This is a genomic window from Nonomuraea rhodomycinica (assembly GCF_013363995.1).
GTDB classification, from domain to species: domain Bacteria; phylum Actinomycetota; class Actinomycetes; order Streptosporangiales; family Streptosporangiaceae; genus Nonomuraea; species Nonomuraea rhodomycinica.
Genome location: NZ_JABWGO010000001.1, coordinates 1335748 through 1360627 on the forward strand (window position 1 = coordinate 1335748; position 24880 = coordinate 1360627).

General features: G+C 72.4%; 18 protein-coding genes. 7 read left to right on the top strand and 11 right to left on the bottom strand.

All coding sequences use genetic code 11. From position 1 onward, the window contains the following. Positions 1 to 6: 6 nt before the first annotated feature. The 4 genes from HT134_RS06215 to HT134_RS06230 all read left to right on the top strand — a co-directional run bounded on the left by HT134_RS06215 (position 7) and on the right by HT134_RS06230 (position 3395). On the top strand, positions 7 to 780 hold the full coding sequence (locus HT134_RS06215) for a sporulation protein (protein WP_175599220.1): 774 nt from the start codon (positions 7 to 9) through the stop codon (positions 778 to 780). 138 nt (positions 781 to 918) lie between these two features. Then, complete coding sequence (locus HT134_RS06220; protein ID WP_175599221.1) at positions 919 to 1965, top strand: hypothetical protein; 1047 nt, start codon at positions 919 to 921, stop codon at positions 1963 to 1965. Between the two features lie 5 nt (positions 1966 to 1970). Beyond that, positions 1971 to 2585, top strand: a complete 615-nt coding sequence (locus HT134_RS06225) for a hypothetical protein (protein ID WP_175599222.1) — start codon at positions 1971 to 1973, stop codon at positions 2583 to 2585. A gap of 9 nt (positions 2586 to 2594) precedes the next feature. After that, on the top strand, positions 2595 to 3395 hold the full coding sequence (locus HT134_RS06230; protein ID WP_175599223.1) for an inositol monophosphatase family protein: 801 nt from the start codon (positions 2595 to 2597) through the stop codon (positions 3393 to 3395). 2 nt (positions 3396 to 3397) lie between these two features. Here HT134_RS06230 and HT134_RS06235 read toward each other — a convergent pair whose 3' ends face one another. Together HT134_RS06235 and HT134_RS06240 are read right to left on the bottom strand one after the other, a co-directional pair. Next, entirely contained in the window at positions 3398 to 3850 is a 453-nt protein-coding gene (locus HT134_RS06235) for a hypothetical protein (RefSeq protein ID WP_175599224.1), read from the bottom strand. A 41-nt stretch (positions 3851 to 3891) separates the two neighbouring features. After that, entirely contained in the window at positions 3892 to 5064 is a 1173-nt protein-coding gene (locus tag HT134_RS06240) for an ArsB/NhaD family transporter (RefSeq protein WP_312887993.1), read from the bottom strand. 57 nt (positions 5065 to 5121) lie between these two features. On the opposite strand from HT134_RS06240, the gene HT134_RS06245 reads away from it, so the two are divergent. Next, the gene (locus tag HT134_RS06245; protein ID WP_175599226.1) at positions 5122 to 10716 is read left to right on the top strand and encodes a WD40 domain-containing protein; all 5595 of its coding nucleotides are present in this window, start codon (positions 5122 to 5124) and stop codon (positions 10714 to 10716) included. 38 nt (positions 10717 to 10754) lie between these two features. On the opposite strand, the gene HT134_RS06250 is transcribed toward HT134_RS06245, so the two are convergent. The 9 genes from HT134_RS06250 to polA all read right to left on the bottom strand — a co-directional run bounded on the left by HT134_RS06250 (position 10755) and on the right by polA (position 22682). Next, entirely contained in the window at positions 10755 to 11789 is a 1035-nt protein-coding gene (locus HT134_RS06250) for a pentapeptide repeat-containing protein (RefSeq protein WP_175599227.1), read from the bottom strand. A gap of 36 nt (positions 11790 to 11825) precedes the next feature. Next, on the bottom strand, positions 11826 to 13013 hold the full coding sequence (locus HT134_RS06255) for an HD domain-containing protein (RefSeq protein WP_175599228.1): 1188 nt from the start codon (positions 13011 to 13013) through the stop codon (positions 11826 to 11828). A 235-nt stretch (positions 13014 to 13248) separates the two neighbouring features. After that, positions 13249 to 13578 (bottom strand): PadR family transcriptional regulator, encoded by a 330-nt coding sequence (locus tag HT134_RS06260; protein WP_175599229.1) that lies wholly within the window; start codon positions 13576 to 13578, stop codon positions 13249 to 13251. An 84-nt stretch (positions 13579 to 13662) separates the two neighbouring features. Next, a complete protein-coding gene (gene coaE, locus HT134_RS06265; protein ID WP_175599230.1) occupies positions 13663 to 14265 on the bottom strand; it encodes a dephospho-CoA kinase in 603 nt (200 codons plus the stop codon). Between the two features lie 31 nt (positions 14266 to 14296). Further along, positions 14297 to 14749, bottom strand: a complete 453-nt coding sequence (locus tag HT134_RS06270) for a GNAT family N-acetyltransferase (RefSeq protein ID WP_175600175.1) — start codon at positions 14747 to 14749, stop codon at positions 14297 to 14299. Positions 14750 to 14803: 54 nt separating this feature from the next. Beyond that, a complete protein-coding gene (locus tag HT134_RS06275) occupies positions 14804 to 15940 on the bottom strand; it encodes an epoxide hydrolase family protein (RefSeq protein ID WP_175599231.1) in 1137 nt (378 codons plus the stop codon). A gap of 346 nt (positions 15941 to 16286) precedes the next feature. Beyond that, positions 16287 to 17768 carry a 30S ribosomal protein S1 gene (gene rpsA / locus HT134_RS06280; protein WP_175599232.1) on the bottom strand — a complete coding sequence of 494 codons (1482 nt, stop codon included), beginning with the start codon at positions 17766 to 17768 and terminating at the stop codon, positions 16287 to 16289. A 213-nt stretch (positions 17769 to 17981) separates the two neighbouring features. Then, complete coding sequence (locus tag HT134_RS06285; protein WP_312887995.1) at positions 17982 to 19064, bottom strand: polysaccharide deacetylase family protein; 1083 nt, start codon at positions 19062 to 19064, stop codon at positions 17982 to 17984. A 927-nt stretch (positions 19065 to 19991) separates the two neighbouring features. Further along, the gene (gene polA / locus HT134_RS06290) at positions 19992 to 22682 is read right to left on the bottom strand and encodes a DNA polymerase I (RefSeq protein ID WP_175599234.1); all 2691 of its coding nucleotides are present in this window, start codon (positions 22680 to 22682) and stop codon (positions 19992 to 19994) included. A 92-nt stretch (positions 22683 to 22774) separates the two neighbouring features. Between polA and HT134_RS06295 the strand changes: the two genes are divergently transcribed. Further along, entirely contained in the window at positions 22775 to 23158 is a 384-nt protein-coding gene (locus tag HT134_RS06295) for a PaaI family thioesterase (protein ID WP_175600176.1), read from the top strand. A 581-nt stretch (positions 23159 to 23739) separates the two neighbouring features. Beyond that, positions 23740 to 24879, top strand: coding sequence for a branched-chain amino acid ABC transporter permease (locus HT134_RS06300; RefSeq protein ID WP_312887996.1), 1140 nt, complete (start codon positions 23740 to 23742; stop codon positions 24877 to 24879). Position 24880 lies beyond the last annotated feature (1 nt).

The following is a 24880-nucleotide window of genomic DNA, read 5'->3' on the forward strand; positions in this document are numbered from 1 at the left end:
AACCCCATGGTGTTCCGCAAGCTGATGGCCGCGTTCGGCGCGGGCGTCGAGGTCGACACGGTGCTGTCCGGCACCACCGTCCGCCCGGGAGACCCGCTGCGCGGCGTCGTCAACTTCCGGGGCGGCGGCTCCGACTACAAGGTCGAGGGCATCCACCTGGACCTGACCGCCGTGGTCGAGGTGGAGAGCGGCGACAACGAGTACAAGACCACCTACAGCTTCCTGCGCCGCCAGGTCGCGGGGGCCTTCCAGCTCGCCGCGGGGGCGCAGCACAGCCAGCCGTTCGAGATCCAGATCCCGTGGGAGACGCCGATCAGCGCCGTCGGCGGGCAGCCGCTGCACGGCATGCGGCTCGGCGTGCAGACCGAGCTGGCGCTGGCGGGCGCGCTCGACAAGGGCGACCTCGACCCCCTGTTCGTGAACCCGCTGCCGGCGCAGGAGCACCTGCTGGGCGCCCTCGACCGGATGGGCTTCCACTTCAAGAAGGCCGACCTGGAGCGGGGCACGCTGTACGGCTCGACCATGCCGTTCTTCCAGGAGATCGAGTACCACGCCGGCGGGCAGTGGCGGCGCTACTTCAACGAGCTGGAGCTGACCTTCATCGCGGGACCGCAGCAGATGGACGTCATCCTGGAGGCCGACAAGCGGGGCGGCTTCCTCACCTCCGGCCACGACGCCTACAACCGCTTCACGGTCCGCTACGACACCGGGCCCGGGGCTGCCGACGCGGCCCTGCACCACGGCCTGGAGCAGATGGCACGGCACCGCGGCTGGTTCTGAGCCGCCCCCCGGAGGGAGGGGCACGGCACCCTCCCTCCGGCGCGCGGCGAGGGTATCCCTCACGCGGTGGCACGCTCTTGGGACGATCGTTACCATGGCGCTCGGGGAACTGAACGATCGTCGGATGCGGGGCCAGCGATGTCACGGTTCAGGTCGGCGTGGAGCCGGGTAGCGCCATGGGCGGCCCAGAACGCCGACGGCGCGATCGCCCTGGTCCTCGCCGTCGTCGTCGGCGTGCTCGGCATCATGCCCGACGACATGTTCGGCAAGCCCCCCGAGGGCGACAAGGTGCAGCAGCAGCTCGTCAGCGCCGCCACCCTGGTGATCCTGGCGCTCGTGGCCACCGCGCTGCTGCGCGACCGCGTCCGGCAGGCGCCCGTCGAGGAGACCATCACCTCGGGCGCGCTCGCCGACCTGCCCGTCCGCCTGGCCCGCCTGGACGAGATCGACGGCCTGGTCGCCGGCACCCGCAAGGCGCTCGACGCGCTGCAGCTCGTCCGGGTGCTGGGCAGCCGCCAGGAGATCGCGCAGGCCCACGCCGAGGCGCGCAAGGACACCACCCGGTGGAGCTTCCGCGGCGGCACCGGCACCTACCTGCGGGCCGTCACCCTGCCCGAGTGCGTGGCCGCGGCCCGCCGCGTCAAGCGGCACCTCACCGTGCGGATCGAGATCGTCGACCCGACGAACGCCGAGGTGTGCGAGACCTACGCCCACTACCGGCGCTCCCTGTCCGACGCGCCCGACGGCACCGGTGAGACGTGGACGACCGACCGGGTCAGGAAGGAGTCGTACGCGACGATCCTGGCCGCCTTCTGGCACCGCCAGCGCTACGGCCTGCTCGACATCGGGGTGGGGCTGTCGGCCACGATGACGACGTTCCGCTGGGACATCTCGGCGACCCGCCTCATCATGACGGTCGAGGACCCCAACCGGGCGATGACCGCCCTGGCCGGCACGTTCTTCTACGAGAACTGCGACACCGAGCTGCGGCTCAGCTTCGAGCAGGCGCGCCGGGTGCCGCTGGAGAAGTACAAGAAGGTGCCGCTCAGCGACGAGCCGACGGTCGAGGAGGTCCAGGACCTGTTCGAGCGGATCGGGGTGCCGCTGCCGCGCTCGTACAACGAGCACGACGTGGTGGACATCGCCCGCAAGGCGCTGCGCGCCCTCAACCCGTACGCGGGGTGAGCGGGGTGCGCCACGACGAGGTCTACGAGGAGCTGACCGGGGGCCGGGCCCGGGAGTGGACGCTGCGGGCGCTGTCCGGGGCGGTGCGGGCGGTGCGCCACCCGCTCGGCTTCGTCTGCCTGCCGCTGGAGCGCCGGGGCGGCGACGGCGTGTGCGTCCACCTGTGGTCCGGGGCGCTGGCCCACGCCGAGAGCACCACCTCGCAGATCCACTGCCACAGCTGGGACCTGTTCAGCCACGTCCTGTACGGCCAGATCCGCAACGTCCACGTGGACGTGACCGACGCCGGCCCGGACGCCACACACCGGGTGTTCGAGGTGGTCAGCGACGCCGGCGGCGACCACCTCACCCCGACCGGCCGCACCGTGCGCCACGCCACGGGCCTGGTCGAGGCGTTCGGCCCCGGCGACAGCTACACGCTGAGCGCGGGTCGCTTCCACAGCAGCGTGGTGCCCGAGGGCGGGGAGGCGGCCACGATCGCCCTGGGCCGGGGCCGGCCGGGCAGCCGCGACCTGTCGCTCGGCCCTCTCGCCGGGCGCGGCCATCACGTCGCCAGGCAACCGCTCGACGCCGAGGAGACGGCCCGCGCCGTCAGTCTGATAGCCGCCCACCTGACCTGAGGGGTGCCGATGGACCTACAGCACGCGCGCGCGGTCGCCGTCGAGGCCGCCGAGGCCGCGGGGCGGCTGATCCGGACGGGAGCGGGCGGCGCGCTGGGGGTCCGCGCCAAGGGCGGCTCCGGCGACGTGGTGACCGACCTCGACCTCGCCTCCGAGAAGCTGCTGCTGGAGCGGGTGCTGGCGGCGTTCCCGTCGCACTCGGTGATCGCCGAGGAGTCGGGGCTGCTGGGGGCGCGCGACGGGGAGTGGACCTGGCTGGTCGACCCGCTCGACGGCACCAACAACGTGGCGATCGGCCTGCCGGCCTACGTGGTCGGGCTGGCCCTGTGCCGGGAGGGGCGGCCGGTGGTGGGCGTGGTCCACGACCCGGTGGCCGGGCAGACGTGGTCGGCGGTCCGGGGCGGCGGCGCGCTCGCCTCCTCGGGGGCGCGGCTGGCCGCGCCGTACCAGCCGTCGCCGCACGGGCCGCTGCTGGCCTGGACGCAGGGCTACACCGTCTCGCGCGGCGACGCCGCCGTACGGGAGCTGAAGGCGCGGCTGGAGGGGCACGCCCGCCGGATGCTGCAGCTCTGGGCGCCGCTGCTGCAGTGGGCGATGCTGGCCAGGGGCGACATCGACGGCTTCGTCGGCTACCGGGCCGAGGCGGTGGACCTGCCGGCGGGGGCGCTGCTCGCGCGCGAGGCGGGCATCGAGATCCGGGCGCTGGACGGCGGGCCGTTCGAGGAGGGCTTCGACGCCGCGCCGGAGGACCGCAGCTTCGTCGCCGCCCATCCGCGCGCCCTGCCCGCCCTCCTCGACCTGGTCCGCTGAGCCTACTTGACCTTGTACTCGCACAGCCCCTTGGCGGCGACGACCTTCCTGCCGTCCACGCTGATGCGGCAGGAGCCCTCGGCGATCTGGCCGTCCGTGGTCTGCACGCCGCCGGCCACGACGGACACGAGCTTGCCGACCTTCTGCTCGGCCGGGGTCAGCTCCAGCGTCACGGTCTTCGACCAGGGCAGCGTCATGCCGCCGGTCTCGGTGCCGTTGAAGTCGCCCACGTACATGATGGGCTGGACGGCCCGGCCCTCGCCGAGGACCTCCAGCTTGACGGTCCGCACGGCCGTCGTCCCCTCGACCGGCGCGCTCGCGACGGGTTCGGAGGAGGACACCGCCGGCGGCGCCGTCTCCCGCCCACTGGCGGGCGACGTCGCGCCGCCGCAGCCCGCCAGGCCGGCGACCGCGGCCACTCCGGCGACGAGCAGCCCGACATTCCTCTGCGGCATGGTGTGACTCATGGGGCTATTGTTGCGAACTTAACACCTGCTCAGGAAGTCAGCACGAGCGCCCAGACCGTGACAAGCAGCCCGACGACGGCGAGTCCGGCGCCGGTCGCCAGGAAGCGCCGCATCGGCACGGGCACGTCGTGCCGGCGGCACGACTCGAACCACAGCAGCGTGGCCAGCGAGGCCCAGGGCGTGATGACGGTGGCCACGTTGGTGCCGATGAGCAGGGCGAGGAGCTGCCCCTGCGCGCCGGAGGGGATGACCTGCTCGACGGCCTTGTAGGCGGGCAGGTTGTTGATCGTGTTGGCCAGCGCGCCGCCGACGGCGGCCGTGCGGTACGGGTCCTGGCCGTCGCCCAGCAGCCGGCTCATGAGGTCGGCCAGGCCGTACCGGCTGAGGGTGGGCACCACGAGGAACAGGCCGGTCACGAAGATGAGCAGCTGCCAGGGGATCAGGCTCCAGGTGAGCCGGCGGCGGTCGCGCACGGCGTAGGCGGCCACGACGACCAGCGCCGCGGCCGGGGCGGCGACGCCCACCTCGACCTTGAGCAGGAGCGCCACGATGAACAGGACGCAGGCCGCCGAGGAGACGCCGAACAGCACCCGGTCGCCGACGGGCTCCAGCAGCGGCGGCGTGTAGCGCAGGTCGCGGCGCTGACCGCGGCGCCAGTAGAACACCCACAGGAACACCATGGTCACGGCGATGGAGGCGAGCTGCGGCGCCCACATGCGGGCGGCGAACTCCTGGGCGTTCAGGCCGATCTTCTGCATGCCGAGCAGGTTGGTGAGGTTGGAGACCGGCAGCAGCAGGCTCGCGGTGTTGGCCAGCCAGATCGTGGTCATGGCCAGGGGCAGCGGGGCGATGCGCGCCTTGGGCGCCAGGGCCAGCATGACCGGGGTGAGCAACACCGCAGTCGTATCAAGATTCAGAAATATCGTGACAAAAGAGGCGAAAGCCGTGCAGAGCAGGAAGAGGGCGGCGTAGTTACCGCGGCCGAGCACCGCCATCCGCGCCGCGATGACGTCGAAGACCTGCGCCTCCTTGGTCAGCTCGGCCAGCACGATGATCCCCACCAGGAACACCAGCAGGGGTCCGATGTCGTCCATGCTCTCGGCCGCCTCGCGCAGCGGCAGCAGCCCGGTCGCCACGAACAGCACACCGAGCGCCAGCAGGCCGATCCTGATCCAGTCGAGCACGCCGAGACGCCGCCACACCCGACGATGATCGCACATCGCCTCCAAAACGCCGACGCCGCGAGGGATACTGAGCAGATGTCACGCGACGGCAGGCCGACCGAGATCTTCGTCAGCTACTCCCCCGCCGACACGGCCTGGGCGACCTGGATCGCGTGGGAACTCGAAGCCGCCGGGTACAAGACCATGATTCAGGCGTGGGACTTCGTGCCCGGCACGAACTTCATCGACTTCATGGACCGCGGCGTCAGCGAGGCGCACCTCGTCGTCGCCGTGCTGTCGCGCAACTACCTCACCTCCCGCTACGGGCGCCTGGAGTGGCAGGCCGCGCTGCGCGCCGACCCCGACGACCCGTCGCGCAAGCTGGTGACGATCCGGCTGGAGGACGTCCATCTGGAGGGTCTGCTGTCCACCATCACCTGGGTCGACCTCCTCGGCGTGACCGACCCCGACCAGGCGCGGGCGCGGCTGCTCGGCCGCGTCGGCGAGGCGCTGGCCGGCCGGGCCAAGCCCGACGTGCCGCCCGCCTTCCCCACCTCGGCCCAGGCCGGCGCGCCGGCGCCCGACCCGACCCTGCCGGCCCCGGCCGAGCGCTCCCGGGCCCGCCGCACGCCGGTGACCGCGCCGAAGTTCCCGCCCGCGGCCGGGCCCGGGCACCGGCGCGAGTCGCTGAGCGTCCTGCACATCGGCGGGCCCCGGTTCGGCCGGGCGCTGCCCGACCCCGGCGAGCCGTTCACGCCCGAGGACATGCAGGCGCGCATCTGGGCCGACCTCACCTCCATGTACGACCGGGGCATGCCGCGGCCCGACCTCATGGTGGTCAGCGGCGACCTGACCGAGTCGGGCAGCCTCGGGCAGTTCGCCCAGGCCACCCGGTTCGTGACGGACCTGCGGCTGCTGCTCGGGCTGGAGCCGCACCGGCTCGTCCTCGTGCCCGGGCCGCGCGACGTCACCAAGGCCGCGGCCAGCGCCTACTTCCTCACCTGCGAGGCCGACGACGTCAGCCCGCAGCCGCCGTACTGGCCGAAGTGGCGCCACTTCGCCGGCCTGTTCGACGAGGTCTACCAGGGCCTCGACGACCGGGTGTTCGACGGCGGGCAGCCGTGGACGCTCTTCCAGGTGCCCGACCTGAAGGTGGTCGTGGCCGGGCTGAACTCGACCATGGCCATGAGCCATCTGGAGCGCGACGCGTACGCGCAGCTCGGCGAGGCGCAGGCGGCCTGGTTCGCCGAGCGGCTGCGGCCGTACGAGGAGAGCGAGTGGCTGCGGCTCGGCGTGATGGGCCACCCGCCGTCGGCGCTGCGCGACGCGCCCACGTTCGAGCGGCTGCTGGCCCACCGGCTCAACCTGCTCTTCCACGGCACCGGACGCGACCCCGCCGGCGAGGGCGACGGCGAGGCGGCCATGGCCGCGCCGCGGGCGGGCCGCCACCAGGTCGTCGAGATCACGCCCGGCGGCGTCCGCACCTGGCTGCCCGACCAGGAGCCCGCGAAGGCCACGCGGAGCTGGCGGGCCGCCCGGGCGCCGTTCGCCGGCGAGGCCCCGCAGGTGCCGCGCCCCCGCCGGGAGCCGCCCGAGCGCGAGCCCAGCCCGGTGGAGCTGCTGCTCGACCGGATCAGCGAGGTCTGCGAGGCCCGGCACGAGCGCGCGCGGATCCGCCGCTTCCCCACGCACCTGGTCGTCACCCACCCGGACGACGGGTTCGTCCGGCTGACCATGGTCGGCGCGCACGTCGGCCGGGTGGACGAGGCCGCCGCCGAGGCGTTCGCCCGGCAGGCCCACGCGGCCGGGCTCCAGGGCGAGCTGGTCTACCAGGGGCCGCCGCCCGAGCGGGCGCTGCGCGACGCGCTCGTGCGCCGGGGGGTGCTGCTGCGCAGCTTCACCGAGTTCCAGGGGCTGCTCGACCTGTCCGGGTACGTCGCCGAGCAGACCGCCCGGCTGACCGGCGACCGGCGCTACCCTCCCGGCCTGTACGTGCCCCAGCGCTACCGCGAGCTGGACCGCCCCGGCCACCCGGTCAAGGACGGGCTCACCGACGAGCTGATGCGGCTGCTCGCCAGCGACCACGGCCGCTTCCTGCTGCTGCTCGGCGACTTCGGCCACGGCAAGACGTTCGCGCTGCGCGAGCTCGCCCGGCGCCTGCCGGCCGAGCTGCCGCACCTGACGCCGCTGTTCATCGAGCTGCGAGCCCTGGACAAGGCCCATTCGGTGGACGCGCTGGTGGCCGCCCACCTCGCCACCCACGGCGAGGAGCTGATCGACCTCAAGGCGTTCCGCTACCTGCTGCGGCAGGGGCGCATCGTGCTGCTGTTCGACGGTTTCGACGAGCTGGTCGCCCGGCTCACCTACGACCGGGCCGCCGACCACCTCGCGACCCTGCTCGCCGCGGCCGAGGACAAGGCGAAGATCGTGGTGGCCAGCCGCACCCAGCACTTCCGCTCCCACGGCCAGGTGCTGCGCTCGCTCGGCGAGATGGTCGGCGTGCTGCCGCAGCGGCGGCTGCTGGCCGTCGAGGACTTCTCCCGCGACCAGATCCACTCCTACCTGGTCAACCGGTACGACGACGGCGACGAGGCGGCGGCGCGCATGTCGCTGCTGGAGAGCATCGAGGACCTGCTCGGCCTGGCGCAGAACCCGCGCATGCTGAGCTTCATCGCCGACCTCGACGCCGACCGGCTGCGCACCGTGGCCCGGGCCCGCCACACCACCAGCCCCGCGCAGCTCTACCAGGAGATCCTCACCTCCTGGCTGACGTTCGAGGCGCGGCGGGCGGCGCTGCCCGGCTCGGCCGCGGGCCTGACGCTGGAGGAGCTGTGGCAGGCGGTCACGGCCCTGGCGCTGCGCCTGTGGGAGTCGAACGAGGCGCTGCTCGGCGTGGAGGAGCTGACCGAGTTCGCCGAGACGCTGACGGACCTGGCGGGCGGGCAGCTGTCGGCGGCGCACGCGGCGTACGCGATGGGCTCGGGCAGCCTGCTGGTGCGCACCGAGGAGGGCATGTTCGGGTTCATCCACTCCTCGGTGATGGAGTGGCTGGTCGCCAAGCACGTCGCCGACACCCTCGACGACCCGGTGACCCTGGCGCGGGGGCCGCTGACGCCGCTGAGCGTCGAGTTCCTGTGCGACCTGGCCGACGTGCGGGCCCTGCGGGCGTGGGTGAACGACCCGCCGCCCGGGCGGCACGCCGGCGCCAACGCCGTCAAGATCGCCGGCCGGCTGCGCACCCCGGCGCAGTCCGACCTGCGCGGCGCCAACTTCAAGGGCGAGGACCTGTCGGAACGCGACCTGCAGGAGGTCGACCTGACCGGCGCCGACCTGTCGGAGGCGACGCTGGCCCGCACCAACCTGTCCAGGGCCGTCCTGCGCGACGCCCGGCTCACCGGCGCCCGCCTCGACGGCGCCTCGCTGGCGGGGGCCGACCTGCGGGGCGCCGACCTGTCCGGCACCCGCCTCGTCCACACCGACCTGAGCGACGTGACCGCCGACGGCGCCCGCTGGCACCGCGCGGCGCTCATCCACGTCAGCGGCACGCTGCCCGACCTGCCGGGCGCCGCCGTGGTGCCCGGCACTCCGGTCGAGGTGCAGCTCGCGCCCGCCGCCATCGGCGTCCCGTACGGCTACCACTTCCAGACCAGCCGCCTGCCCGAGCCCATCGCCTACAGCCACGACGGCACCACGATCGCCATCGGCAACGAGGACGGCGGCGTGCTGCTCTGCGTGGGCGGCGCGCCCGTGCGCACCCTCCAGGGCCACCACGGCCGCGTCTACGCCGTGTCCTTCGCCGGCGACCTGCTCGCCTCCGGCGCCAGCGACGGCAGCGTGCTGCTGTGGGACGCGGTGACCGGCACGCTGCTGCGGCGGCTGGAGGGCCATCCCGACGGCGTCTGGCCGGTCCGCCTCAGCCCCACCGGCGAGCTGCTGGCGGCGGGCGGCGGCGACGGCGTCGTCCGCGTCTGGGAGACCGCCACGGGCCGCGAGGTCCACCGCCTGGCCGGGCACCGGGCGCCCGTCTACACGGCCTCGTTCGGGCACGCGGAGCTGGTGACGGGCGACTCGGCGGGCGTCGTACGGGTCTGGGACCTCGCGTCCGGTGAGGTGGCGGCCACCCTCGACGGCCACGACGGCGCGGTCTACCGGGCGGTCCACAGCCCCGACGGCACCCTGCTGGCCACCGGCGACGAGGCGGGCACGGTGCGCCTGTGGGACACCGGGACGTGGACCCTGCGCCGCGCCCTGACCGGTCACGCCGGGTCGATCTACTGCGTCGCGTTCTCCCCGGACGGCACCCTGCTGGCCACCGGCGACACGGCCGGCGCGGTCCGCCTGTGGGACCCGGTCGCGGCCGAGCCGCGCGGGCCGCACACGGTCCACTCCGCGAGCGTCTACCAGGTGACGTTCAGCCCCGACGGCCGCACCATCGCCAGCGGCGACTCCAACGGCGTGGTCCGCCTGCAGGAGGCCGGCTCCACGACCCGCGTCGAGCTGACCGGCCACCGCAGCTCCGTCTGGCCGTTCGCGTTCCGCCCCGACGGCCAGCAGCTGGCCACCAGCAGCAACGACGGCACCGTCCGGCTGTGGGACCCGGTGAGCGGCAAGTGCCAGCGGATCCTGCGCGGCCACGGCCGGCGCATCTCGTCGGTCCGCTTCAGCGCCGACGGCACCATGCTGGCCACCAGTGGCAACGACGGGGTCGTGCGCGTGTGGGAGGCGGCCACGGGGCGGCGGCTGCGCGAGTTCACCGGCGCCTCCGACCGGCTCGTCTCCGCGCTGTTCTCCCCCGCCGGGCCGGTGCTGGCCACCTCCAGCAACGACGGCGGCGTCCACTTCTGGAACGCCACCACCGGCGAGTACGAGCGCGAGCTCAACGCCGAGACCGACCACGTGTGGGCGGAGGCGTTCAGCCCCGACGGCACCCTGCTGGCCACGGCCAACGACGACGACAGCGTGCGCGTCTGGTACCGCGCGACGGGCCGCCTGGTCAGCAACCTGGCCGACCACCGGGGCCGGGTCCGCTCGATCGCGTTCAGCCCCGACGGCCGCCACGTGGCGACCGGCTGCGACGACCGGACGGTCCGCGTCTGGCATGTCGAGTCCGGCGGCCTCGTGGCCACCCTGGAAGGGCACAAGGACCGGGTGTACGCGGTGGTCTTCTCGCCGTCCGGCCGCTACCTGGCCAGCGCCAGCAACGACGGGACGGCCCGGGTGTGGGAGCTGCGACCCGGCCAGCCGTGGCAGCCCGTGCTGCGGCACACCCTTGAGGAGCACACCGGGCGGCTCTGGTCGGTGGCCTTCGACCTGACCGGCGAGCGCCTGGCGACCGCGGGCGACGACCTGACCGTACGCGTGTGGGACACGGTCACGGGGCGGCTGCTGGACTCGCTGAAGGGGCACACGCGGCGGGTGTGGTCGGTGGCCTACAGCCCGTCCGACCCGGACCTGCTGGCCACGGCCGGGGACGACGGCGTGGTGATCCTCTGGCGCGGCAAGGACCGCCACGCCACGCTCCTCGGTTTACCGGAGGGCTGGGCGGCGCTGTCGCCGAGCGGCCGGTACAAGGTGGAGGGGGAGGTGGCGGGGCAGTTCTGGCATGTGATCGGGATGTCCCGGTTCGAGCCGGGGGAGCTTGATCCGTATCTTCCGGACGTACGGCCTGTCCCCCTCGACGCCCCGTTCTGACCCGCTCGCCGCAGCCCGGCGGGTGCCGGGCGGCGGGGTCACTTCCCGTCGCGGCCCCGGCCCTTCGGACGGCCGCCGCGCCGTCCGGCGGGCGCGTCCCGGCGCGCCCCGCCGCGGGCTGCCCGCCCTTCGGCGCGGGTGCGGTCCTGGGCCTGCTTGCCGCCCTGAGGGGCGCGCCGGGCCGGGGCGGTCGCCGTGGCGCTCCAGTGGGCGGGACGGGTCAGCCCCGGCGGGATGCGCGTGGCCGCGTCGCCGCGGGCCGCGTTGAGCTGGAACTGCGTGAGGAAGACGCTGCCCGTCAGATCGGCCCCGGACAGGTCGGCCCCTCTGAGGTCGGCCCCGATGAGGTCGGCCAGCCGGAGGTCCGCTCCCCTGAGGTCGGCGCCGATGAGGTACGCGCCTCGCAGGTCGGCGCCGTACAGGTCGGCTCCCCGCAGGCGCGCCCCGATGAGGTCGGCGCCCCGGCGGTCCTTCTTCCGGTCGCGCCCGCCCTGGCCGCCCGCCCGCGCGGGCTCCCGTACGAGCTCGCTCACGCGCAGCAGCAGCGGGTTGACCCGCCCCCGCCGCTCGGCCACGTCGAGCCCCGCCAGCTCCTCCGGGCCCAGCCTGGTGAGGGCGTCGATCTCGTCCCTGGCCCGCAGGACCTCCTCGCGCACCGGCGCGGCCGCGGGCAGCGTCAGCGCCTCGGTGAGGTACCACAGCAGCTCGTGAAGCTGCCGTACGACCGGGAACACCGCGAACATCCGCCCCGCCGTGCCCGGCTCGCTCCGCCAGTCGTGCCCGCCGAAGGTGACCTGGGAAACCTTCTGGCCCGCGCCGAAGCAGTCGAACACCGTGCACCCCGCGAACCCCTCCTCGCGGAGGTGCCGGTGGATGCCGCAGCGGAAGTCGTCCTGGAGGTTGTGGCAGGGCCGGCCCGCGTCCTTGTCGACGGCGAAGTCGGCGGACCTGGAGAACGGCAGCGCGACGCAGCACAGGGCGAAGCAGCTCCCGCAGTCGGCCCGCAGGTCCCGCAGCTCCAGACCGACGCCCCCGGCCCCGGTGTGCTCGCCGCCCGTGTGCCCGACCGTCATGTTGCGCCTCGCCCCCCGATCCGAACTCCCGCGATCCTACCCGCCCGGTGGACGGCGGGACGGGGGGACGCCCAGCCGTTCCCGCAGGGCCCGGACCCCGGAGGCCAGGACGGGCGGGACGGTGATCAGGAGGGTCACGGCGTCGGCGAGCCGCGTCGCCGCCGCGTCGGCCGTCAACCAGAGCAGCGGGGGGCCGAGCACCGCGCAGACGCGGGCGTCGGTGGCGAGCACCCACCGCAGCACGCGCGAGGCCCTGGCGCCGACACCGCGCCCGGCCGCCCCGACCCAGGCGACCACCGCGGCGATCCGCTGACCCGCGACCGTCCGGCCCACGAACGTGCGACCTACGGCCATCCGACCCTCGGCCATCCGACCCTCGGCCGTCGTACCGACGAACGTCCGGCCCGCGAACGTCCGGCCCTGGGCCGTCGTCCGGCGCCGGAGCGCGATCGCCATGCGCGGCATGCCCCCGAGCAGGCCCGCGACGAAACGCGCGCGCTCCACGCGCCCGTCCGCCCGGCGCAGCTCCCCCAGCCACTCCTCCAGCCACCGGCCCCGCACCCCGGAGGGCAGCATGATCGCGGCGGCCTCCACCACGCCGAAGGAGACCCGGACGCCGTCGCGGGCCAGGGCCGACAGCCTCGCCTCGGCCAGCCGGCGCAGCTCGCGCTCCACCCCGCGCATCCCCAGGCGCGCGGCGGCAGGCGCGAACACCCGCAAGGTCTGCAGGCTCTTGGCGTGCTGCTTGGCCGGGGAGATCCAGCGCATCGTGCGCTGGTTGTGCAGCCGGTCGGCCAGCTTGAGCGTCAGCACCCGGCGGTCGGCGCACCGCTCCCACTCCACGGCCGTGTGCTCTCCCTCCGCGCACTCCTCCAGCCGCCCGAGGTCCCGCACCAGCGCGGCGATCCGCGGGCCGAAGTCCCGTTCCAGGTCGGCCGCCGGGCAGGCGGTGTCGCGGAGCACGTCGTGGAGCAGCGCGGCGCACAGCAGCTCGTGGTCCGCGCCGAGGTCGGCGAGGATCGCCGCCACCGCCACGGGGTGGGTGATGTACGGGTCGCCGCTGTGGCGGCTCTGGTCACGGTGCCAGAACGCGGCGGTCGCGTGGGCCCGCTCGACCACGCGGAGCTGTTCGGCGCCCAACCGGCCGGCTAGGAGGGCCCGTAACCGCTCGAACGACCCTTCGCGGGCGGAACCACCGCCACGACGGATCACCAGGGCGCTCACGAGGCGTCACCTGGCACGCGACCGTGGACGCCCATGACCGCGTCACCTGACGCGCCGCCACGGATGCTCATGACGCCCCCCAAGGCGCGGTGACGGCGCGTGAGGCCGCCCGTGGCCGTCCCTCCCGCACGCGGCGACGAATCGTGCGTCCCACAGCCCCTCCTGGCGGGCGGCGATCGATGAAAGCCCCTGGGAGGAGACACCGCGAGGCCGCCCTTCCCGATGTCACGGCGGTTCACGACGCACCCCCCGTCGTGCCCAGCGGACGCGCCCAGTCGGGGACGAGCTGGCGGCGGGAGCGGTAGGCCGCGGCGATCGCGTCGCGGGCCTGCTCGGCGCCCCCGGGGGTCAGCAGGTAGTAACGCCGCCGGGGACGTCCTTCGCGGACGTGGACGTCCGGGTCCTCCCACCGGCTCTCCACCCAGCCGATCTCCTCCAGCGTCGCCAGGATCGGGTAGACGGTGCCGCTCGCCAGCCCGGCCTCCGCGCACAGGTCGAGGCCGTACCGCTCGCGGGCGGGGTCGGAGAGGAACACGCGCAGCACGTCGCGGACGGACGTCGTCATGCGGGGCCTTCTCGGCATATCTCGAACTCTACATAGCCCGCCGAGCGGCGGACATGTCCGTCCGGGCCAGGAACGCCTACCCCGTCAGCCGCGGGCCGCCCGGCGCAGGAGCTCGTCCCACACCTCGCCGACCCGGGCCTCCAGCGCGTCGAGCGTGCCCTCGTTGTCGATGACGATGTGCGCGACCGCGAGCCGCTCCTCGCGGGTGGCCTGGGCGGCGATACGGGCCCGGGCGTCGCTCTCGGCCATGCCGCGGTGCTCGGCCAGGCGGGCGACGCGCGTCTCGTCGGAGGCGTCCACGACGATCACCACGTCGTACATCGGGGCCAGCTTGTTCTCGGCCAGCAGCGGCACGTCGTACACCACGATCGCGTCGTCGGCGGCCTGCCCCTGCAACTCGGCGACCCGCTCCCCCACGAGGGGGTGGACGATCGCGTTGAGCGCGGCGAGCCGCTCGGGGTCGCTGAAGACGATGGAGCCCAGCTTCTCGCGGTCGAGCGAGCCGTCGGCGCGCAGCACCTCGTCCCCGAACACCGCCACCACCCGCGCCAGGCCGGGCGTGCCCGGCTCGACGACCTCGCGGGCTATCTTGTCGGCGTCGATCACCACGGCGCCGCGGGCGGCCAGCCGCCGCGACACCTCGCTCTTGCCGGATCCGATGCCGCCGGTCAGTCCGATCTTCAGCACCCGCAAAGCCTATCGGCCTCCTCCTCGATGCTCACCGCCGCAGGTGGACGAGCGTCAGGTGGTCGTCCATGCGCTCGCGGCGGGTCTCCCGGTAGCCGAGGCGGCGGTACAGCCGCAGGTTCCCCTCCGACAGGTGGCCGGTGAACAGGTCGAACGCCGACGCCTCCGGCACCTGCTCGTGCAGCGCCCGTAACAGGGCCGTGCCCAGCCCCCGCCCCTGCTGGTCGGGCGCCACGACCAGCCGGCCCACGAGGCAGGTGGCGCCGGAGATCCGGCCGCGGACGGAGCCGACGACCCGTCCCCCGTCGACAGCCTTGAGCACGACGCCGTCGCGGATCGCCTCGCGGACCTGCTCGACGGACTCGACGAGCGGCGGGATGAACGGATCGCCGTAGAGCTGGGCCTCGGTGACGTACGCCGCCCGCTGCACCGTGAGAATCTCGCCCGCGTCGGCCTCCTCGGCCCGCTGGATCTCCACGCCCAGCACCCTAGCGGAGGGGTCACGTCCCGGCACACCGGTCCGGTCGAACCGGATACCTCAGGCGATCAGGGCGAAGAACGTCCGGAGGCTCCGTACCAGCGACTGCGGGCTCGCCATGGCCACCATGTGGCTGGGGCTGTGCTCGCCCGCCCAGTGGACGACGTGGTTGCGGCGCTCGGCGAGCCGGCGGAACAGGTCGGGACCGCCGTGGGAGACGCCCGTCGGGACACCGGTCTGGTCGATCGGCAGACCGGCCGCCCCTTCGTAGTACGTCCAGGACGAGGAGCCGCCCGTGCCGGTGAACCAGTAGATGCTCGCGTTGGTCAGCAGCAGGTCGCGGTCGACGGGCTCGGCCACCTCCCCCTTGCCGCCGGGCCACCCGTCGAACTCCTTGAACCGTTCGACCAGGTACGCCAGCTGCATGACGGGCGAGTCGGCGAAGCCGAAGGCGAGCGTCTGCGGCCGGTTGGACAGGTACGGGCCGTAGCCGCTGCCTCCCGCCCAGCTCTCGCCGATCTGGCGGGCCGTCTCCCGCTCCTCGTCGCTCGCGTCCGCCAGCTCGGCCGGGTCGCCGGTCGGTATGCCCAGGCCGCCGGTGATGTGCGAGCCGATGACGTGCTCGGTGTCGAGGGCGGCCAGCCGCGGGGTGACCAGCGCCCCGGCGTCGTTGCCGTGCGCGCCGTACCGTTCGTAGCCGAGCCTGCTCATCAGCTCCGCCCAGGTGCGGGCGACGCGCTCGATGCTCCAGGGTCGCTCGTCGGCGGGCTCGGGGAACGGCGAGAAGCCGAACCCGGGCAGCGACGGCGCGACCACGTGGAAGGCGATGGAGGGGTCCAGACCGTGCGCGCGCGGGTCGCTGAGCGGCCCGATGACGTTCATGAACTCGGCGACCGAGTTCGGCCAGCTGTGCGTGACGATCAACGGCACAGCGCCGGGCTCGGGCGATCGGGCGTGCACGAAGTGGACGCTCTGGCCGTCGATGTCGGTCGTGTACTGAGGGAAGGCGTTGAGCCGCGCCTCCTGGGCCCGCCAGTCGAAGCCGTCGGCCCAGTACGCGGCCAGCTCCCGGAGGTGGTCGACCGGGACGCCCCGGCTCCAGCCGCCGGGCAGCTGCCCGGCCCAGCGGGTGCGGCGGAGGCGGTCACGCAGGTCGTCGAGGTCGGTCCGGGGAATGTCGATCACGAAGGACTTCATGCCTGCCACGGTAGAAAGCAAAGCGGAAGACTCCGTTCCGCGTTCCCCGTTCCGCGGCGGCTTTCTCGTGGCCGGCCGTGCCGCTCTCCGTGTCGCCCCCGCGCGGGGCGGCCGGGCACGACACGCCCGCGACACGGAAGCACCCGGCGGTACGGGAACACCGGACGCGCCGCGCCCGCGAACAAGGAACTGGATGCGGGATGCGGCGGCCGGACCAACGAGGTGAAGCATCCGCAACCCCGATGAAAGGGGAACCGGGCGAAAAGCTGGGGTGGAACGCGGGAAGCCCCGCACGGATGATCCGTGCGGGGCTTCCCTCAGGACGTGCCTGTGTGGAGCCGCTACCTCAGCTCTGGCCGCCGGCCAGCTTCTCGCGAAGCGCGGCGAGCGCCTCGTCGGAGGCGAGGGCGCCACCCGCGGGAGCGGAGGAGCTGCTCGACGACGGAGCCGCGGACTCGCCGCTGTAGGACGAGGGAGCGGCCTCGCCGGCCTCCGCCTCGGCCCGGCGGGCCTCCTCGATCTGCCGCTTGTGAGCCTCGAAGCGAGTCTGGGCCTCGGCGTACTGCCGCTCCCACTCCTCGCGCTGCTTGTCGAAGCCCTCGAGCCACTCCCCGGTCTCCGGGTCGAAGCCCTCGGGGTAGATGTAGTTGCCCTGGTCGTCGTAGGTCGCCGCCATGCCGTACAGCGTGGGGTCGAACTCGACCTCGGTGCCGACACCCTCGTTGGCCTGCTTCAGCGAGAGGCTGATGCGACGGCGGTCGAGGTCGATGTCGATGATCTTGACGAAGATCTCGTCGCCGACCTGGACGACCTGCTCCGGGATCTCCACGTGGCGCTCGGCCAGCTCGGAGATGTGGACCAGGCCCTCGATGCCCTCCTCGACCCGGACGAACGCGCCGAACGGCACCAGCTTGGTGACGCGGCCCGGCACGACCTGGCCGATCTGGTGGGTGCGGGCGAACTGCTGCCACGGGTCTTCCTGGGTGGCCTTGAGCGACAGGGAGACGCGCTCGCGCTCCATGTCGACGTCGAGGACCTCGACCGTGACCTCCTGGCCGACCTCGACGACCTCGGAGGGGTGGTCGATGTGCTTCCAGGACAGCTCGGACACGTGGACCAGACCGTCGACGCCGCCGAGGTCCACGAACGCACCGAAGTTGACGATCGAGGAGACGACGCCCTTGCGGACCTGGCCCTTCTGAAGGGTGTTGAGGAACGTCTGGCGAACCTCAGACTGCGTCTGCTCAAGCCAGGCGCGACGCGACAGGACCACGTTGTTGCGGTTCTTGTCGAGTTCGATGATCTTCGCCTCGAGCTCGCGGCCGACGTACGGCTGCAGGTCGCGGACACGCCGCATCTCGACCAGGGACGCCGGCAGGAAGCCACGGAGGCCGATGTCGAGGATGAGACCACCCTTGACGACCTCGATGACGGTGCCGGTGACGATGCCGTCCTCGTCCTTGATCTTCTCGATCGTGCCCCAGGCCCGCTCGTACTGAGCGCGCTTCTTGGACAGGATCAGGCGGCCCTCCTTGTCCTCCTTCTGGAGAACCAGGGCTTCGACGTGCTCGCCGACCTCCACGACGTCAGCAGGATCGACATCGTGCTTGATCGAAAGCTCGCGCGAGGGGATGACACCCTCGGTCTTGTAGCCGATATCGAGAAGGACCTCGTCTCGATCGACCTTGACGACGGTGCCCTCAACAATGTCACCGTCGTTGAAGTACTTGATGGTCTCGTCGATCGCGGCGAGGAAGGCTTCCTCGGACCCGATGTCGTTGACCGCTACCTGCGGGGTGCTCGAGGTGGCCTCAGTGCTGGACGTCATGTGTGGAAGTGCTCCGAACGCGGACAGGATGTCGATGTGGCGGATGCGCGGCAGGCCCTCTTCCGCATCAAGCCGAGGAGTTACGACATCGACGTGACCGAGCGCGAGCCCGCTCCGTCTGAGGCGCGCGCGAGCCCACAGCGCAGCGATCAGCATATGAGACGTCGGCCACGGGGTCAATCCAAGTCACGCACGCCACCTGATCGACAAGCATCAGTAGGCGTTGACGCGGCCGCGCCACTTGGCGTCAATATTACCCTGAAGCCGTGACGGGATGGAGATCCGCCCGGGGTCGCCATCCGAGACGTAGCGGTCGCCGGGGTGCTTGTCCAGCCACTCCAGCCAGTACTGCGAGCACCATTTGCGACACTCGCCCTTTTTGCCATTGCTCTGGATGCGCTGGATCGCACCGGGACGGAACAATTTCGCGTAGGGCGAAACCGAGGGCTCGGCCCCGGCCAGGAAGACGCCCGTGAAGTCGTACCGGGTGCCGTCCCACGTGCCCTTGCGCGCCAGCTGGCGCGGGTGCGGCGCCACGCCGAAGGGCAGGGCGAGCGTCCGCGGGGTGCCGGCGCCGAGCTTCTCCAGCATCCGCTGGACCTTGACGATCTGCTTCTGGACCGTCTTCTTCGGCAGCACGCCGAGGTTGGGGTGCGACCAGGTGTGGTTGGCCACCTCGAACCCGTGGCCGACGAGCCAGCGCACGGCCGCCGCCTGCGACGCCTCGTCACGCAGCCCGAACGGCTCCTGGTTGACCCAGAACGTGGCCGTGGGCCGGAACGACGGGTAGCGCCGGGCCACGTCGAGGATGACCCCCGCCGCGGTGTCGGGCGCCGGGTTGCCGGAGGCGTCCAGCCGGAAGTGGCTCTCGTGCCCGTCGTCGAAGGTCAGCACCACCGGGAACTTCCCGGCGGGCACCCGGATGTCGCCGGCGACGAACTCGGCCGCGGTGATCGGCACGTAGCCGCGCTTGGCGAGGCCCTCCAGCTCCTTCCGGAGCTGCTCGGGGGTGCGGTCGATGGAGGCGTAGCGCTTCTTGATGATGCGGTGGTACATCAGCACCGGCACCACGCCGGCCTCGTTGGCCTTGACCTGGCGGGCGAACTCGGGCGTGGCCGCCACGCCGGGCGGCTGCCCCGCGGGGGACGCCGAGGGGCCCGGTGAGGGGGTTCCCTGGGGCGGGGCGGGGTCGTGGGGCGGTTTCGCGGTCGGTGGCGCCGCCAGGGCCGCCTGGGGGCGCGGGACGGGCTCCCCGCTGGAGGGGACCACCGTCAGGCCGACGATGGCCACGGCCACCACCACGACGTTCGCGACGCCGATGAGAGGGCCGACGACAGGGGGGAGGGACGACGCTGACCGCACAGAACTCCCGTGCACTCGGGGGACCTAGCCTTCAGAGTAGTGCAGGGCCACCCGGAGAGCGGCCCTCCGTACGGAGGCCCATCTGCCCGGCTATAGCGCGAGAAAACCGCCCGACGCAGCGAAGAACACCCGTCACGGCACACAACCGGACACCTCTCCCCCACTTTCGGCGCCCACCTCTCCGACCGCTGGGCCCCTTTTCCCCCGCTCTCGGCACGCGCGCGCGGGTGGTGGAAGGGCGCGGGTGGTGGAAGGGCGCGGGTGGTGGAAGGGCGCGGGTGGTGGAAGGGCGCGGGTGGTGGAACACCGCAGGTTACGAAGAGCGGCGGGCCACGAAACACCGCGGGTCGCGAAACGCGGCTGGGTCACGGGAGGGCCAGGCGTCAGGAAGGCGGGAGCGCGTGGCGGACCGCACCGCCTCGGCGTCGCAGGGGCGCTTTCTCGTGGCGTGGCAGGGGCCTTCTCGGCGTCGCGGGCCTTCTCGGCGTCGCGGGGGCCTTCTCGGCGTGGCAAGGCGTTATGGAAGAGCGCGGATCATGAGGGCGCGACAGATGGTGTCGGTGGCGTCAGGGGCTCGGGCGGTCGCTCTCTCGCCCCCTGACGTCCTGGCCTTTCGGCGTTCTGGCCCCTTGGCGTTCTGGCCCTGGAACCACGGCATGCCGTACAGAGGCGCGCGAGCACGGCGGACCGCGGCGCGCTCACGCCGGTCCGGCCAGGCATAGCGTCACCCGACGGACCGGCGTGCCGCCCGAGCGTCGCGAATCGTCGCGACCTCACACCGTCACGACCGCCACCATCACGAGCGCGCCACGAACCGTCCCGACGCCTACGACGGACAACCGCGACGCACGGCCGCGACCGTCAGTGCCCCGCGTCCTCCCACGTACGACCCACGCCGACCGACACCTCCAGCGGCACCCGCAGGTGGTAGGCCGCGTTCATCTGGTCGCACACGAGCTGCCTGAGCGCCTCCAGCTCGCCCGGCGCCACCTCGAACACCAGCTCGTCGTGGACCTGCAGCAGCATCCGCGAGGCCAGGCCCTCCTCGGCGATCGCCTGGCGGACGTGCAGCATGGCGACCTTGATGATGTCGGCGGCCGAGCCCTGGATCGGGGCGTTGAGCGCCATCCGCTCGGCCATCTCGCGGCGCTGGCGGTTGTCGCTGGTCAGGTCGGGCAGGTAGCGGCGGCGGCCCATGATGGTCTCGGTGTAGCCGTCGTTGCGGGCCTGGCGGACGATGTCCTGCAGGAAGTCGCGGACCCCGCCGAACTCCTGGAAGTACTCCTCCTTGAGCGCCCGCGCCTCGGCCACCGGGATGTTGAGCTGCCCGGACAGCCCGAAGTCGGACAGGCCGTAGGCGAGGCCGTAGTTCATGGCCTTGATGCGCGCCCGCAGCTCGCCGTCGACCTGCTCCGGCGGCAGGTCGAAGACGCGCGCCGCGGTGGCCTGGTGGAAGTCGTGGCCGGACTCGAACGCCTCGATCAGCGACTCGTCGCCCGACAGGTGGGCCATGATGCGCAGCTCGATCTGGCTGTAGTCGGCGGTGAGCAGCGTCTCGTAGCCCTCGCCCACCACGAAGCCTTGCCGGATGCGCCGCCCCTCGGCGGTGCGGATGGGGATGTTCTGCAGGTTGGGCTTCTCGGACGACAGCCGGCCGGTGGCGGCGATGATCTGGTTGAACGTGGTGTGGATGCGCCCGTCGTCGGCGACCTCCTTGATGAGGCCCTCGACGGTGGTGCGCAGCTTCTGCTGGTCGCGGTGGCGCAGCATGATGGTCGGCAGCTCGTGCTCGGTCTGGGTGGCGAGCCAGGCGAGCTGGTCGGCGTCGGTGCTGTAGCCGGTCTTGATCTTCTTGGTCTTGGGCAGGTTGAGCCGGACGAAGAGGATCTCCTGCAGCTGCTTGGGCGAGCCGAGGTTGAACTGCTCGCCGACGACCCGGTGGGCCTCCTCCACGGCGTGCTTGACCGCGGCGCCGAACTCGGCCTCCAGGCCGGAGAAGTACGCGCTGTCGACGGCGATGCCGGCCCGCTCCATCTCGGCCAGCACGGTCACCAGCGGCAGCTCCACGTCGGCCAGGAGCTGGGTGCCGCCGCGCCCGGCCAGGAAGCTCTCCAGGGCGTCGGCCAGCTCGCGCACCACGTGCGCGCGCAGCGCGAGGTCCTTGGCCGGGGCGTCCTCGTCATCGCCGAACAGCGCGGCCTGGCCGTCGGACTCCTCCTCGGCCCGCAGGTCGCGGTTGAGGTAGCGGCGGGCGAGGTCTTCCAGCGTGAACGTGCGCTGCCCCGGCATCGCGAGGTAGGCGGCCAGCGCGGTGTCGCACGCGAGCCCGCGCAGCGTCAGGCCCTGCGACCACAGCGCCAGCATGGGGCCCTTGGCGTCGTGGACGGCCTTGGGCCGGGCCTCGTCCTCCAGCCAGGCGCGCAGCGCGCTCTCGTCGGCCTCGGTGAGCTTGACCGGGTCGATGTGGGCGGCCGTGCCGTCGGGCGAGGCGATCGCGATGCCGTCGACCCGGCCGGTGCCGCGGCCGTAGGCGCCGCGGAAGGCGAGACCGGCGCGGCCCGCGGGCATCGCGGCCAGCCAGCCGGCCACCCGGTCGGGGCCGAGCAGGACGGTCTCGACCTCGAAGCCCTGGTCGGGCTCGCGCTCGCCGGTGCCGAGCGTCTTGAAGACGCGCTCGCGCAGCTCGCCGCGGATCTGGAGGGTGTCGAACAGCTTGTTGACCTCCTCGCGCTCCCAGGCGCCCTGCTGGAGGTCGGCCAGGTCGACGTCGATGGCGACGTCGCGCAGCAGCTCGGTGAGGCGGCGGTTCATGAGCACCTGGGCGACGTGCTCGCGCAGCTTGTCGCCCACCTTGCCCTTGACCTCGTCGACCCGGTCGATCAGCGCGGTGAGCGAGCCGAACTCGCGCACCCACTTGGCCGCGGTCTTCTCGCCCACGCTCGGGATGCTGAGCAGGTTGTCGCTGGGGTCGCCGCGCAGCGCCGCGAAGTCGGGGTACTGGGCGGGCGTCAGGCCGTACTTCTCCTGGACCGCCTCGGGCGTGAAGCGGGTCATGTCGCTGATGCCGCGGCGGGTCATGAGCACGGTGACGTGCTCGTCGACGAGCTGGAGCGCGTCGCGGTCGCCGGTGACGATCAGCACGTTCATGCCCTCGGCCGAGGCGCGGGTGGCCAGCGTGGCGATGAGGTCGTCGGCCTCGTAGCCGGCCTTGGACAGGTGCGGGATGCGCAGCGTGTCGAGCAGCTCGTGGATGAGCTGCATCTGGCCGCGGAAGTCCTCGGGCGTCTCGCTGCGGTTGGCCTTGTAGGCGGCGTACTCCTCGTGCCGGAACGTGGGCTCGGACCGGTCGAAGGCCACGGCCACGTGCGAGGGCTGCTCGTCGCGCAAAATGTTGGTCAGCATCGAGGTGAACCCGTAGACCGCCTCGGTGTGCTGACCATCGGTGGTCATCAGGTTGGCGTCCTTGAGCGCGTAGAAGGCGCGGTAGGCCAACGAGTGCCCGTCGAGCAGCAGCAGGCACGGTCGGCTGGGGGTCACTTCAACTTTCGGCACACCCGCAGCCTAGTCTGCGACTGCGACAGAAAACCGCTGCCCTGAAGACTGGAGGCCACCTCTTGACACAGACGGACCCCCTGGACGTCGGCATGTTCGAGGCGTTCCACGAAGGCACGCTCCCCCAGCGCATGGGCATCGAGTTCGTGGAGGCCGGTGCGGAGCGCGTGGTGGCCCGCATGCCCGTGGAGGGGAACACGCAGCCGTACGGGCTGCTGCACGGCGGCGCCTCGGCGGTGCTGGCCGAGACGCTGGGGTCGGTGGGGGCGGCGATCCACGCGGGCCCGGAGCGGATCGCGGTCGGCATCGAGCTCAACGCGACCCATCACCGCTCGGCCACCTCCGGTCACGTGACGGGCGTGGCCACGCGGCTGCACGGCGGCCGGACGCTGGCGACGTACCACATCGAGATCACCGACGACCAGGGACGACTCATCTGCACGTCTCGTTTGACCTGTATGTTGCGCGATCGTTGAACGCCACGCGCTCACGTCTCCCTTTGCACAGGGCCCCCGTGGGTCGCTACCGTTGTTCCCGAGCAGAGCCCGCAGGGGCGACCGAGTAGATAACGTGTGAGGCCGGGGAAGCCCCGCACGGTCCCAAAGGTCGCCCCTCGGGCTCGTTCTCGTTACGGGTCCGCGGCCTCGGCGCCGGGCGCGGCGCGCGGGGCCGGCCGTCACCGGCCTGTCACAGCAGAGGCGTCGGCGTTAGCGACGATTCACCGCCTGACCTGCTGCGTTGTTTGCTCACACCTGCGACACGCACATGTCACTAATTGGTGACGGACGATAGATAAGGCACTCCTTCCCGCAATAAGCTCCCGCAACAGCATCCAGTTCTGCCTGCGATGCGCGCGTGTCGAGATGGAGGGGCACCCATACCCCGCCTTGACCTAATAGAGGGAGCACCATTGCGCAGAGCCGTGATCGCGTTCACGGCCTTTCTGAGTGGACTCGTCCTCCTGCTCACCGCTCCGGCCCAGGCGGCCACCGCGGACCAGGGCCTCAGAGGAACGCTCACATTCCAAGGCCAGCCAGTGAATGGCGTGAAAATCGTCGTGACCACCGAAAGCGGACAACCCGTCGCGGAGGCCACCACCAACGCGCAAGGTACATGGCAGGTGCCGGTCGACAAGCCCGGCAAGTACAAGGTCACGCTGGATGTCGCCACGCTGCCCAAGGACGCGGCGGTCCGAGGCGGGAGCAACGTCCGGACCCCGACAGTGTACGAGGGCAACATGTCCACCGTGCTGTTCGCCCTGCAGCCCAAGGGAGCCCCGGGGCAGCCCGCGCAGGAGGAGGGCGGTGAGAGCAGCTTCTGGACCCAGGCGGCGCAGCTCGCCTTCGAGGGCCTTAACCTCGGCCTCATCATCGCCCTCGCGGCGCTCGGCCTGTCGCTCATCTACGGCACGACCGGCCTGACCAACTTCGCCCACGGAGAGCTGGTCACGCTCGGCGCCATCCTGGCCTACGCCTTCAACGTCGGCGTCGGCCTGCACCTCATCCCCGCCGCGGTGATCGCGGTGATCCTCGCGGGCGGCCTCGGCTACGCGCAGGACCGGTTCTTCTGGGGCGCGCTGCGCAAGCGGGGCACCGGCACCATCGCAATGATGATCATCTCGATCGGCGTGGCCCTGTTCCTGCGCTACGTGTTCCTCATCTTCTTCGGCGGCCAGAACGAGGCGTTCGCCCAGTACACCGCCCAGCCCGGCATCGAGATCGGCCCGATCTCGGCGGCGCCCAAGAACTTCGTCGCCATGGGCATCGAGCTGCTCGTCCTCATCGTGGTCGGCGTCGCGCTGCTGCGCACCCGCACCGGCAAGGCGGCCCGCGCCGTCGCCGACAACCCGGCGCTGGCCTCGTCGTCCGGCATCAACGTCGACCGGGTCATCCGCATCATCTGGACCATGGGCGGCGCCATCGCCGCGCTGGCCGGCATCATGCTCGGCCTGTCGCAGAACCTGAAGTACACGATGGGCCAGGACATCCTGCTGCTCATCTTCGCCGGCGTCACGCTCGGCGGCCTCGGCACCGCGTTCGGCGCCCTCGTCGGCTCCCTCATCGTCGGCCTGTTCATCCAGCTGTCCACCCTCTGGGTGCCGCCGGAGCTCAAGTCGGTCGGCGCGCTCGCCGTGCTCATCATCGTGCTCCTCTTCCGGCCGCAGGGCATCCTCGGCCGCCGAGAGCGGATCGGCTGAC